The organism is Pseudomonas poae, from assembly GCF_001439785.1.
In the GTDB taxonomy this organism is placed as follows: Bacteria; Pseudomonadota; Gammaproteobacteria; order Pseudomonadales; family Pseudomonadaceae; genus Aquipseudomonas; species Aquipseudomonas poae.
Window position 1 is genome coordinate 17,231 of the sequence record NZ_JYLI01000024.1, and the last position, 12,045, is coordinate 29,275.

11 protein-coding genes, 2 pseudogenes and 1 riboswitch are annotated in these 12,045 nt (G+C 58.4%); of the genes and pseudogenes, 5 read left to right on the plus strand and 8 right to left on the minus strand.

The genetic code is table 11. The features are described from left to right. Positions 1 to 24: 24 nt before the first annotated feature. The 4 genes and pseudogenes from TU75_RS22905 to TU75_RS22920 form a co-directional block, all read right to left on the minus strand. Positions 25 to 390 (minus strand): hypothetical protein, encoded by a 366-nt coding sequence (locus TU75_RS22905; RefSeq protein WP_012723170.1) that lies wholly within the window; start codon positions 388 to 390, stop codon positions 25 to 27. Next, entirely contained in the window at positions 387 to 1,733 is a 1,347-nt protein-coding gene (locus tag TU75_RS22910) for a voltage-gated chloride channel family protein (RefSeq protein ID WP_012723171.1), read from the minus strand. The genes TU75_RS22905 and TU75_RS22910 overlap by 4 nt, the downstream gene beginning before the upstream one ends. Before the next feature lie 80 nt (positions 1,734 to 1,813). Further along, a riboswitch (Fluoride riboswitch) is annotated at positions 1,814 to 1,886 on the minus strand. A 95-nt stretch (positions 1,887 to 1,981) separates the two neighbouring features. Further along, positions 1,982 to 2,305 (minus strand): DUF190 domain-containing protein, encoded by a 324-nt coding sequence (locus TU75_RS22915; RefSeq protein WP_012723172.1) that lies wholly within the window; start codon positions 2,303 to 2,305, stop codon positions 1,982 to 1,984. 108 nt (positions 2,306 to 2,413) lie between these two features. Continuing rightward, a pseudogene (locus tag TU75_RS22920) lies at positions 2,414 to 3,067 on the minus strand (helix-turn-helix domain-containing protein); the annotation flags it as partial. A 222-nt stretch (positions 3,068 to 3,289) separates the two neighbouring features. On the opposite strand from TU75_RS22920, the gene TU75_RS22925 reads away from it, so the two are divergent. Then, positions 3,290 to 4,531 carry an MFS transporter gene (locus TU75_RS22925; RefSeq protein WP_003236666.1) on the plus strand — a complete coding sequence of 414 codons (1,242 nt, stop codon included), beginning with the start codon at positions 3,290 to 3,292 and terminating at the stop codon, positions 4,529 to 4,531. A 46-nt stretch (positions 4,532 to 4,577) separates the two neighbouring features. On the opposite strand, the gene TU75_RS22930 is transcribed toward TU75_RS22925, so the two are convergent. The 3 genes from TU75_RS22930 to TU75_RS22940 all read right to left on the minus strand — a co-directional run bounded on the left by TU75_RS22930 (position 4,578) and on the right by TU75_RS22940 (position 6,327). Further along, entirely contained in the window at positions 4,578 to 4,781 is a 204-nt protein-coding gene (locus TU75_RS22930) for a hypothetical protein (protein WP_003236665.1), read from the minus strand. Positions 4,782 to 5,567: 786 nt separating this feature from the next. Next, complete coding sequence (locus tag TU75_RS22935) at positions 5,568 to 5,765, minus strand: hypothetical protein (protein WP_060550226.1); 198 nt, start codon at positions 5,763 to 5,765, stop codon at positions 5,568 to 5,570. Between the two features lie 319 nt (positions 5,766 to 6,084). Next, positions 6,085 to 6,327 (minus strand): hypothetical protein, encoded by a 243-nt coding sequence (locus TU75_RS22940; protein WP_015371924.1) that lies wholly within the window; start codon positions 6,325 to 6,327, stop codon positions 6,085 to 6,087. Between the two features lie 869 nt (positions 6,328 to 7,196). On the opposite strand from TU75_RS22940, the gene TU75_RS27095 reads away from it, so the two are divergent. From TU75_RS27095 to TU75_RS22955, 4 genes and pseudogenes are all read left to right on the plus strand, one after another. Then, on the plus strand, positions 7,197 to 7,406 hold the full coding sequence (locus TU75_RS27095; protein WP_414860470.1) for a DUF1654 domain-containing protein: 210 nt from the start codon (positions 7,197 to 7,199) through the stop codon (positions 7,404 to 7,406). Positions 7,407 to 7,601: 195 nt separating this feature from the next. Continuing rightward, positions 7,602 to 7,960 (plus strand): annotated as a pseudogene (locus TU75_RS28210) (site-specific integrase); the annotation flags it as partial. A gap of 5 nt (positions 7,961 to 7,965) precedes the next feature. After that, positions 7,966 to 9,552 (plus strand): ABC-F family ATPase, encoded by a 1,587-nt coding sequence (locus tag TU75_RS22950; protein ID WP_003236651.1) that lies wholly within the window; start codon positions 7,966 to 7,968, stop codon positions 9,550 to 9,552. 268 nt (positions 9,553 to 9,820) lie between these two features. Continuing rightward, complete coding sequence (locus TU75_RS22955; protein ID WP_060550228.1) at positions 9,821 to 10,993, plus strand: MFS transporter; 1,173 nt, start codon at positions 9,821 to 9,823, stop codon at positions 10,991 to 10,993. Here the strand turns inward: TU75_RS22955 and TU75_RS22960 are convergent. After that, a complete protein-coding gene (locus TU75_RS22960) occupies positions 10,987 to 12,024 on the minus strand; it encodes an alpha/beta hydrolase family protein (protein WP_041931460.1) in 1,038 nt (345 codons plus the stop codon). The two genes, TU75_RS22955 and TU75_RS22960, sit on opposite strands and share 7 nt — an antisense overlap. Between the last annotated feature and the right edge of the window lie 21 nt (positions 12,025 to 12,045).

Genomic DNA, 12,045 nt, shown 5'->3' on the forward strand with positions numbered 1-12,045 from the left:
TGCGAACTGTTTCTTCGAACTGAATTACAAGGCTTCACTGAGCGGTAACTCGCATAAGAGAAGAACTGCTCGCACCTTGCGCAACTCGTCAGCGTGGTCGCGCAGGAAGGTGCGCAGCTTGACCTCTGTATCCAGCAATTCCAGACACTGCGGATGACGCATATCACCAAGCTCCGGGTGATGATGGGAAATGCGATGGCCCGTCAAATAGCCCGCAGAAATCGGTTTGAGCATGACCTGATCAATCTTGGCTTTCTGCGCGACTTTAAGAAGGTGTTGGGCAAGTGCGGGCGCACTCAGGTGATGCCAGAAATTTGTAACTCGAGCCCGACTAGCGCCAGGGAAATAGAGCTGCAAAGCTGTCAGGCGATCTTGGCGATGTTCGGTCATTTCTCTTCCCCAATAAAAGTCACTTTGCGCTCGCTGGCGGATTCACTTTGAGCATGAAATTGCTTGATATCGGAGAGCCGGATTTCCTTCGGCAGAGGACGGTGATGCTTGCTGTGACCGACGCGCTGGGCGTGATAGATCCCGGTATGCCCGGATACGAGGTAACTTGCGATACAGGCAATGGCTGCAAGCGGAGCAATTTCAGGCCCGAAGAGCTCCATGGCCATGACAATGGTTGCCAGTGGCGTATTAGCTGCACCAGCGAAGACAGCGACAAAACCGATACCAGCCAGCATGCCGAAGGGAAGATGTAAGAGGGGCGCTAGCGCGTTCCCCAAGGTGGCTCCAATGTAAAACAGCGGAGTGACTTCGCCGCCCTTGAATCCAGTCCCCAGGGAGACAACGGTGAACAACATCTTTCCAAGCCAGTCCCAAGGAGCCATTGGCATTTGAAAGGATTGGACGATGCTCGGAATCCCCAGTCCGATGTACTTATCGACATCGGTGTAATGGTTGCTACCAAGCGCCCACACTGCCACTGCGATCAGAAGGCCGCCGGCGAATGGTCGTAATGGCGAATAGGAGATAAGTCGTTTAACGAAAGCCCCTAGCTTATGGGTGGTCGTCGCGAATAGCAGGCCAGTGAGGCCGAAGATAATCCCAGCGGCGACCACAGCCATGACGCTCCAGAGCTGCACGGGAACCACTTCGCCAATGACGTAATGCGTATGAACCACTCCCCAGGCTTTCCCCACCTGGTCAGCAACGATTGCCGCAACCACGCAAGGGAAAAGCGCGTCGTAACGCATGCGTCCGATGGCCAACACTTCAAGTCCGAACAAAGCCCCGGCAAGAGGGGTGCCGAAGACGGACGCAAAGCCAGCACTGATACCGGCCATGAGAATCACCCGGCGATCTTCGCGGCGTAGCCGAAAGACATGCGTCAATTGATCCGCAAGAGCGCCGCCCATCTGCACCGCCGTTCCCTCACGTCCCACAGATGCACCGAAGAGGTGGGAAACCACGGTTCCGATTAGCACCATCGGCACCATGCGCAAGGGAATAGTCTTTTTAGGATCGTGGATCTCATCGATGATCAGGTTGTTTCCGGCATCAACTGGTTTGCCTATCAGGTGATACGCAAGTCCCACGGCAAAGCCAGCAACTGGCAGGAGCCAGAGCACCCAGGGATGGGCTTCTCGCCACTGGGTGGCATGATCCAAAGAAAGGAGGAATAACGCAGAGGCAGAGCCTGCCAAAAGAGCTACAAGACCAGCAAGCGCAAGCCATTTCGCAATATAGGGCAGTAAGTCGAGTTGTTCAGGTCGTCGAAATTTAGACATTTGGCCAGCCACAAAAATGTAAGTGGGCCTGACCAAAAAGGGGATTCTGGGCGCGAACGCCTACAGACCTGGTTGATCAGGTTTCTGTAGGCATCATCAGCTGCTACGGGCACAGCGGTTGGTTAATGGAGGAATGCCATCTCCAATGAGCCGATCTTAGCGAGCTCTGTCCAAAATGTAAAATCGTGTTTCGGAGCACGAGGCAAGCGTAGGCGTCTTCGAGTCACCGCTTATGAAAGCAGGCCAGACTAGGTGACTTCTGTTCCGGCGAAGCCCATCTCAACTGGGGTTTTTATGTAAAATAACGAGATATCTTCAAGCTCCAATCGCTTGAATAACTGCACAGATTCGTCCTCGGTAATGGCCATACGAATTTCGGTAGGCTGATCCGCTAGTTCAAAAAAATGCGAGGAATGCAGCCGGCCGGTATGCCCAAAGCCTTCGATACCTGTGGACAGAGTCGCACCCCGCAGTCCCATTTCTTTCGCCAAATCAACGATCCAGTCGCCGAGCATCTTTCCCTGATAGCGACGATTCTGTTGAGTAAAGAAAGTGACCAGAAAACCTTTCATGTTCCTCTCCTAAGCGCGTGCTGATTATTTGATAGGACAGAAGCCCGGCAGCCGTCATTGCCACCCGGGCAGGATTCACACTGGCATCATGCGCACTGGTCAAGTCGGATGCAAACGACTGGTCAAGTCGAATGCAAATGGCTGGTCAAGTTCATGCAATTGCCCATCCGGCCCCAGCTCTTCGAAAAAGGGCCGAACCGCCGCCCGGCTGCGGCCTTCGCCGATCCATAGCACTCGTCGTGTATCGGCATCCAACACCACACTGGCGTAGCGATGCCCTTTGAACAGCGCGAATTCATCCATCACCAGGCGTCGTGGTTGCGCCTTCGGCAGCGTGGCCAACGCCGCCTGTAAGGCTCGACGCTCCAGCAACCGAACGGTATCCCAATGCAGCCCAAACATCTGGGCCACGTGCAGGGTGGGAAGTCGCTCGCAGGCTTGAATGACCGCATCGGCCAAGCGACGCGTCATGCGGGCATAGCGATCCAGCCAACTAACGGCCTCCATGCGTTTGCCGCAGTCGCGGCAACCAACACGCCTGAGCAAAACGCTGAGGCGCACCGCACGACCGAGAATGGGTAAATCACGAATCATTCGTTCGCAATACTCATGAGTGGTTGAACAGGGTTTTTGGCACCCTCCACAGGAAGGGAAGCGGGTGGCGTGGGGTGTGAGATCGATCTGGAGACCGTCACCATCAGGCTTGATGTTGACGACAGAAAAGCCCTCCCAAAAAGGAAGGAAAGTATTAATATCGCGCATAAGAACGCCGGTTTGGTAGATGTGTTTGCTCGCACGAACATCATCAATCAAATCGGCGTTCTTGTTTCTGTGTTTCCCGGGATTCCGTGAAGAACCTTTTTTTTGCCTGCGCAATAACGCTGCTATAAAGGCCGAGTGATCACGAAACTAATCTTCACTGGCTCAGGTCATTAACCCAACGAGTGTCCAGCCCCCCTGGACGCCGCTTTCGAAGATCTTGCCGTGGCCCGACACTCCGACCTGCGCACCAACCTGTCCCTGGACAGCCTGAACTTCTTCCTGGCGGATGTGCGTGACGGCCTCGGGCCGTACCTGGCCATCTACCTGCTCGCCGTGCATAAATGGGACCCGGCCAGTATTGGCGTGGTGATGACCCTGGCGGGCATCGCCGGGCTGATGACACAGGGGCCGGCGGGCGCGCTGCTCGATCGAACCCGCAGCAAGCGCGCAGTCATCGCCATTGCCGCGATCCTTGTGACAGCCAGTTGCCTGATACTGCCGTTCGTCAGCAACTTCAGCCTGGTGGCGCTCACCCAGGCCGCCAGCGCCGTGGCGGCGTCCGTATTTGCCCCGGCGATTTCAGCGATTTCCCTGGGCATTACCGGGCCCAAGGCCTTTACCAGGCGTACCGGGCGCAACGAAACCTTCAACCATGCCGGAAATGCCGTAGCCGCGCTGTTGGCCGGAGGCCTGGCTTACCTGTTCGGTCCGGTCGTGGTGTTTTACCTGATGGCCTTCATGGCGGTCGCCAGTCTTGTGGCCGTCAGCTGCGTTCCTGCCGCGGCTATTGACCACGACGTCGCACGCGGCTTCGACCCTGCCCATCACACCGACGACGAACAACCCTCCGGCGTGAAGGTATTGCTGTCCAACCGCCCGCTGCTGCTGTTCGCCATTTGCTGCGCCCTGTTCCACCTGGCCAATGCAGCCATGCTGCCGCTGGTCAGCCAGAAGCTCTCGCAGATCAACCTGCAGATGGCTACGCCGCTGACTTCGGCCTGCATCGTCGCTGCGCAATTGGTGATGGTGCCGGTGGCCTGGCTGGTGGGCGCCAAGGCGGATGTATGGGGACGCAAACCGTTGCTGCTGGCCGGTTTCATTATTCTGCCGCTGCGCGGCGTGCTCTATACCCTCTCCGGCGACCCGTACTGGCTGGTGACCGTGCAATTGCTGGACGGCATTGGCGCAGGCATTTTCGGCGCGCTGTTCCCGGTGATCGTCAAGGACCTGACCCAGGGGACCGGGCGCTTCAATGTCAGCCTGGGTGCGATCTCGACGGTGTTTGGTCTGGGGGCGGCGCTCAGCAGCAGCCTGGCCGGTTTCGTGGTGCAGCAGGCGGGCTACAACGCCGCCTTCCTGACCCTGGCCGGCGTCGCCGCCGTGGCGCTGGCGCTGGTGTGGCTGGCCGTGCCGGAGACGTTGGCAAAAAAACCGACGTTTGCGGGGGCTGCGACGGTCGCTTGAACGTTACTGGAAGGTGGGGAAAGCCGGGCAGCGCTCACCCGCTGACTTATTCTGCGGTGCTTGCGAGGAATTCGCCGGCTTTGCGCACAAGCTTCCTCCACTCTCTCCCATCGATGAGGCCGTTGCTCTCCATATCATCGGCCGTCCTCAGCAATTTGAAATATTTGTCCTCAATATTCTGTTCGTTTACAACTTGGGAGTAGATCTGCGCCCAGGTTTTTACCGCAGAGCGCCGCAGTGATCGTTGCATTTTTGCACCTGATAATGTCCGCGGACATAGAGCGCCAATCTGCGAAAATCGTTCAGCGGTACTGCTACCGAGCCGACGAACGGTGGCACCAGGCCATTATCGATGCTGATACGAAACTGACTTTCAGCGCCGGGCTTGAGGTTCGCGCTGATGGTTTTGATCGCTGCCCCAGCACAAAGATCGGACTCCGCAGGACCCGTCCAAAGGTTAACGGGGCCAGGCTCAACAAAGAAACTTGGGTGGTGTCGCACAACCCGCCAGCATCGCCACCGCTACCGCCGATAGCTGGGGTGATCGCCGGCGTAGTAGCTTTGTGCCTCTGTAGATGGCCGAGTCGTGCAGGCGCGCCTTTTCCAAACGAACTTCTTGGCGAGTTCCGAGCTTATTTCTATGGCGTATGGATGCCAACGCGTTGCCTAGACTACTTTCAGGAACGGGATGCAACGGCTGTTAAGTACTTGCCAGCACTCCTTGAGAAGTTTTAGGACCGATATCGGCGTGACGATATCGGTTTGCGGAGCCCAGCCCAGTGCCGGGCTTTTTGATTCAAGTAGCATCTCAACATGCCGATGCCCTGATACTGCATTACGCAGTGCATGGAGGCTTTATGAAGAAATTCGCTGTGATTAGCCTGGTAGCCCTGATTTCGATTGCTTCCTTTTCCGCCTCGGCATGCCCCAAAGGCACTCATCCTACAGGTGGAACAGGGTCGCACCATAAGGGCGGAACCTGCTCTTGATTGAAAGCCCGGACCAGCGCCGGGCTTTTTGTTTCCGCTCTGACGAGCTATCGGGCCACGAGTCCTGGTGAAGGCATTTTATCCGTCACCACCATCACCGCCGTTCCCGCCATTTCCTCCATCGCCTCCTGCTCCGCCATCGCCGCCATTACCACCTGAAGAACCGCCGCTTCCAGCTCCACCGTTTCCACCATCTCCGCCAGATGCACCTGCGCCACCCGCTCCGCCGGCGCCACCGTTTCCACCTGGACCGCCGTTTACTCCGGCACCTCCGTCACCTCCGCGTCCTCCATTTTGCCCAGGGCTGCCTGCGGCACCCGCGCCACCATTCTGACCGGGCCCTCCATTTGCACCGGCGCTGGCGCTGTCCAGGCTTGCCTCAAGGCAACTGTAGATGTTCTGGTTACAACTGATTTGTTTCGACGGCAGCCAACTTGCCGACGCAGAACCTGCGCTCAGCACTCCTACAAAAAATATAGAGGAAACAACAAAGAGTTTGCGCATAACACCACCTCTTTCAATCACAAATAAGTTGGAAGAGAGTCGATCCTCCCTTCCAACTATTTATTGCGAGTAGTTAGGTGCTTGATTTTTTATCAGGCGGATCGCTTGGAACCCGTGCACCATCAGCGCCCGGGGCACCGTCGGCACCAGGTGTACCGCCAGGGCCAGCCGCCCCACCCTTGCCGCCAGAGCCTCCCTTGCCGGGTTGGGACCCACTGCCTCCAGCACCACCGGCTCCACCGGCGCCACCATTTCCGCCTTTGCCACCGTGCCCACCTTTGGCGGCGGAACTTGAATTCCCATTAATGGGCGTATCACTGGCAGCAACAGTCGTCGCTGAGTGAGGCATTTTGATGGTCGAGGCTTCAAAAGCCGCTGCGGCATTCGAATATGCCAGTAGAACAGCGCACAAGCTACACAGTGGAAAGATGATCAACTTCTTCATGGGATAATCCTCAAAGATTAAAGATCAGGTTTCAATCGCCACCGCCGCCGCCATCGCCACCTCCACCCCCATTTCCTCCATCACCACCGCTTCCACCTACCCCCCCGCCGTTTCCATTCCCGTTGCCGGTACCGTTGCCATTACCGCTGCCGTTACCGTTGCCGCTGCCGTTACCATCACTACCGCCAGCACCACCGGCTCCGCCCGCCCCGCCCTGGCCGCCGTTACTTCCTCCAGCGCCACCATTACCACCCGATCCACCATTCCCCGCTAGTTGCAGTAGCGGTGGTGAACCAGTGATTACGTGAGTATTGGCTTCTTGGGCAATAGGGGTTTTGATTTGAGAAGCATAAACTGATGAGCACGCTGCGAACGCTACGCTTATAGCAATTACGCCGGTTACAATTTTCATTGTTGCTCTCCTATTAGACGGGCCAAAACACTGCCCGGATAATTTAATATCGCAACGCCACTATTCGGCATTATTGCGACAGGGGCTAGGTGGCCCATATTTCAAGCTAGCGAAGAAATATTTTGTTGCAATGGCAAATCCTGTCTCTTTGCTGAACAAAAATATATTTTTTTGAATTGATTTTTGATGTTCTGTGCCTATTTTTCTATGCATCCAGACGCTTGCCCATCCATAATATGCATTTATGCATAAAAATCCTGCGAGCTTGTTGGCCGCCGCCTGCAGGGCTTGATCACCTCTCCTCAAGTACAGAGGATTCAGTTGGTCGAAGTAACCAGGCGAGACGACGAAAGCCCAGAGGCATGGCGACAGGTGATCCAAGACATCGTCGACACCGCTGGCGTGAGGATCGAACATTTGCATGACGGCACCGTCAGGATCGGTGGGCGAAAATACTGCGAAGGGCCTCAGGGCCTGACCACACGACGGGTGAAGCCGCCAGGTAGCACGGGATCAGCGAAATGATCCCAGCCCCCGATAAGGGAATCGACTGGAACCAAGGTCTTCAAGCGGGACGGAGAGCGGGGTTTGGGATGTAGACCTGGTGGTACCGACTTTTCCGAGAGCTGATTAGCGGCTGGCATCTATCAGCCATCTGCGGGAGGGGTACAGCCACATCAGAAAGCACGCGGTACATCTCATGCTCGTCCGGAAACGGGTAGGCCTCAAGGCAAGGACAAGGTGCTGGAAACGCCTTTCATTTGTGCGCCCTCAAAGAATGCGGGTACGTGAAACACACCTTTGACCTACACGAACAGCGGGTGCCGACGCTGACAGCTCTGAACATCCGCCGTCGGCCGCCATACAACTGTCGTCACACCTATGCGACAATATGCATTATGTCTGGCATGAACCCCGCCTTCATCTCCCAGCAGCTCGGCCATAGTGTGCAGATGCTGCTCTCGACTTATGCGCGTTGGATCAACTCAAGCTCGGACTGGAGCGAAATGGAAAAGCTCCAGATTGGTCCCAAATTGGTCCCAGCTCAAATAAGCGCACCCCAAGCTATTGATAGGTAAAGTAATTGATCTCCACAGCTAACATCACCATGCAGTTCGGCGCCAAGCCGCTCTTCGAGAATGTCTCGGTCAAGTTCGGCGCCGGCAACCGGTATGGTCTGATCGGTGCCAACGGTTGCGGCAAGTCGACCTTCATGAAAATCCTCGGTGGCGACCTCGATCCGTCCGGCGGACAGGTCATGCTGGAGCCGAATGTGCGCCTGGGTAAACTGCGCCAGGATCAGTTCGCCTACGAAGAATTCAACGTGATCGACACCGTGATCATGGGCCACGAGGAGCTGTGGAAGGTCAAGGCCGAGCGCGACCGTATCTATTCGCTGCCGGAAATGAGCGAAGACGACGGCATGGCCGTGGCCGAGCTGGAAACCGAATTCGCCGAGATGGACGGCTACACCGCCGAATCCCGTGCCGGTGAATTGCTGTTGGGCCTGGGCATTCCCCTGGAACAGCATTTCGGCCCGATGAGCGAAGTGTCCCCGGGCTGGAAGCTGCGTGTATTGCTGGCCCAGGCACTGTTCTCCGACCCGGAAGTACTGTTGCTCGACGAACCGACCAACCACCTGGACATCAACACCATCCGCTGGCTGGAAAACATCCTGACCCAGCGCTCCAGCCTGATGATCATCATCTCTCACGACCGTCACTTCCTGAACAGCGTGTGCACCCACATGGCTGACCTGGACTACGGCGAGCTGCGCCTGTTCCCGGGCAACTACGATGAGTACATGACCGTGGCGACCCAGTCCCGCGAGCAGCTGCTGTCGGACAACGCCAAGAAGAAAGCGCAGATCTCCGAACTGCAATCCTTCGTCAGCCGCTTCTCGGCCAACGCCTCGAAGGCCAAGCAGGCCACCTCCCGCGCCAAGGCGATCGACAAGATCCAGCTGGCCGAGGTCAAGCCGTCGAGCCGTGTGAGCCCGTTCATCCGTTTCGAACAGACCAAGAAGCTGCACCGTCAGGCCGTCATGGTCGATCGCATGGCCAAAGGCTTCGACGGCAAGACGCTGTTCAAGGACTTCAACTTCCAGGTTGAAGCCGGCGAACGCGTGGCGATCATCGGCCCGAACGGCATCGGCAAGACCACCCTGCTGCGCACGCTGGTGGGCGAATTGACCCCGGATGCCGGTTCCGTCAAGTGGACCGACGCCGCTGAGCTGGGTTACTACGCCCAGGACCACGCCCACGACTTTGAAACCGACATGAGCCTGTTCGACTGGATGGGCCAGTGGACCCAGGGCGAGCAAGTGATCCGCGGCACTCTGGGCCGCATGCTGTTCTCCAACGACGAGATCCTCAAGTCGGTCAAGGTGATCTCCGGTGGTGAGCAGGGTCGCATGCTGTTCGGCAAGCTGATCCTGCAAAAACCCAACGTGCTGATCATGGACGAACCGACCAACCACTTGGACATGGAATCCATCGAGGCGCTGAACCTGGCGCTGGAGAACTACCCGGGCACGTTGATTTTCGTCAGCCACGACCGTGAGTTCGTCTCGTCCCTGGCCACCCGCATCATCGAGCTGAGCGCCAGCGGCGTGATCGACTTCAGCGGCACCTATGACGATTACCTGCGCAGCCAGGGCGTGGTGTTCTAAGCAGCGAACCTGCCGGGCCCTCTGTGGCGAGCAGGCTTGCCCTGCGTTTGGGCTGCGCAGCAGCCCTAAAACCAGACACCGCATTCTGCCAGGCAGAACGCGGTGTTTTTGATTGGAGGCCGCTGCGCAGCCCAACGCAGGGCGAGCCTGCTCGCCACGACACAAGCTCATTCAATGAGGCAGGCTTCAGTCGAAGTAGTTAGCCTGCTTTCATTTCCCGCACGCCCTTGCCATGATGCAACCACCGCCCGCCCGCGAATGAGTTGCCATGTCTGCCACCCCCTCCTCCTTGTCGATCACCCTGCAGATCGTCTCCATTGTCTTCTACACCTTCATCGCCTTTATCTGCATCGGCCTGCCGATTGCGGTGATCCCGAGCTATGTGCACGAGCAACTGGGCTTCAGCGCGATGGTGGCGGGGGTCACCATTGCTGCGCAATATCTGGCCACTCTGCTTAGCCGCCCCTTTGCCGGGCGCGTATCGGACAACGTGGGCACCAAACGCGCGATCGTGCTGGGCTTGGCCGGCATTCTGATCAGCGGTGTACTGACGTTTTTTGCCACGCTGGCGCAGAGCCTGCCGACCTTGAGCCTGAGCATTCTGATTGCCTCGCGCCTGCTGCTGGGCGTGGCCCAAGGCCTGATCGGGGTTGGCACCATCAGTTGGTGCATGGGCGCCGTCGGTGCCGAACACACCGCGCGCTCGATTTCCTGGAATGGCATTGCCTCCTACGGCGCCATTGCCATTGGCGCACCGTTGGGAGTGGTGATGGTTGCGCACTATGGCTATGTCAGCTTGGGCCTTGCCCTGTCAGTGCTGGCGGCACTCGGGCTGGTGTTGATCCGCAATAAACCTTCGGTGCCGGTAGTGCGCGGCGAGCGGCTGCCGTTCCTGGCGGTATTCGGGCGCATCGCGCCGTTTGGCGCCAGCCTGTGCCTCGCCTCGATTGGCTACGGCACGCTGACCACCTTCATTACGCTGTACTACCTCAATCGCGGTTGGGCCGGTGCGGCGTACTGCCTCAGCGTGTTTGGGGTGTGTTTTATCCTGTCGCGCCTGCTGTTCATTTCCGCCATCAGCCGTTTTAGCGGTTTTCGCGCCGCCATCGCCTGCATGTTCATCGAAACCCTGGGCCTGATCCTGCTGTGGCTCGCACCAACGACCGGCGTGGCGTTGCTCGGTGCCGGGCTGACCGGCTTTGGACTGTCGCTGGTGTACCCGGCGCTGGGCGTGGAGGCAATCAGGCAGGTCCCCAACAGCAGCCGGGGTGCGGGCTTGAGTGCTTATGCAGTATTTTTTGACCTGGCGCTGGCGATTGCCGGCCCGTTGATGGGCGCCATCGCCCTGAACCTCGGTTATGGCTGGATCTTCTTCTGCGCAGCGCTGCTGTCGGTCAGCGCGCTGGGCGTGACCCTGCTGCTCAAACGTCGCGCTTACTGATCCGCAGTCTGCAAGCCGGCCCGGCTGGACTGGCCCAGGGTGTGGCTGAAAAAGCGCCCGGCTTCGGAGATCAAGTCGCGATGAATGCCCTCGCGGTCAACCCCGTCGGCATCGGTGCACACCGCCGGCATGGCCGCCAGTTGATCGCTGTCACACGGCGCCATGAACACAAAGTGCCCGGCCCCGGCCAATAGTTTGAAATCCGGCGGCTCGGGCAATTTGCGCGCGAGCGCAGCGGCGTTCTTGTCCACGGCCACCAGCTTGTCGCCGTCGCCGCTGTAGAGCAGCACCGGCACATGCACATCGGCCAAGGTGTGGCGACCGAACATCAGGCTCAGCGGCGCCATCAGCATCAGCGCATGAATGCGAGCATCGGCATGGGGCTGCAAATCGTCACGGTCCACCACCAGTTCGCCTTTGGTGGTGCAGGCGTCGCGGTCTTCGGGGCGCTCCTGGCAATAGCGGCGCAGGCGATCGAAGTCCGGCTTGGCCCCGGCGAGGATCAACGCGGTCTCGCCGCCCGCCGAATAGCCGATAACCCCCACCTGCTCGACGTCGACGAACGGCGCCAGCATTGGGTCGCTCAGGGTGGCAGTGATCGCTTCGGAAATCTGGATTGGTCGCCCGTACAGGTTGCTCACCGTGCCCAGCCGGCTGTGGTCCTTGTAGTTGTCGCCGGGATGCAGCACTGCCACCACCACAAAGCCCTTGCGCGCCAGCGAGGTGGCCAGGTCGTGCAGCGCCAGCGGCGTGCCGGTGTTGCCATGGGACAGCATCAGCATCGGGAAACGCCCGATGGCGATCTTGGAATCTTCTGTGGCGCCGACGGTATAGGCGCCCACCTGGGTGGTGTGCTCCATGCCCGTGGAGGGGTAGAACGCAACGGCTTTCATCGGCTGCTGATCCACCGGGTCGAGAAAACTCATGCGATGGAAACCCACACTCCAATGGGGGAGCGACACCGGCGCGGCCTGCACTGAAATCAGGCCACCGAGCAGGGAAAGAACCATTACTGCACATAGACGCATCATGGGGATGTCCACCTGTGCCGC

Coding starts and splice junctions, on each gene's coding strand:
- TU75_RS22915 (WP_012723172.1), bottom strand. CDS start 2,305: ATGAAAGGTTTTCTGGTCACTTTCTTTACTCAACAGAATCGTCGCTAT.
- TU75_RS22930 (WP_003236665.1), bottom strand. CDS start 4,781: ATGCAACGATCACTGCGGCGCTCTGCGGTAAAAACCTGGGCGCAGATC.
- TU75_RS22955 (WP_060550228.1), top strand. CDS start 9,821: ATGTCTGCCACCCCCTCCTCCTTGTCGATCACCCTGCAGATCGTCTCC.
- TU75_RS22940 (WP_015371924.1), bottom strand. CDS start 6,327: ATGGGAATTCAAGTTCCGCCGCCAAAGGTGGGCACGGTGGCAAAGGCG.
- TU75_RS22960 (WP_041931460.1), bottom strand. CDS start 12,024: ATGATGCGTCTATGTGCAGTAATGGTTCTTTCCCTGCTCGGTGGCCTG.
- TU75_RS22910 (WP_012723171.1), bottom strand. CDS start 1,733: ATGTCTAAATTTCGACGACCTGAACAACTCGACTTACTGCCCTATATT.
- TU75_RS22905 (WP_012723170.1), bottom strand. CDS start 390: ATGACCGAACATCGCCAAGATCGCCTGACAGCTTTGCAGCTCTATTTC.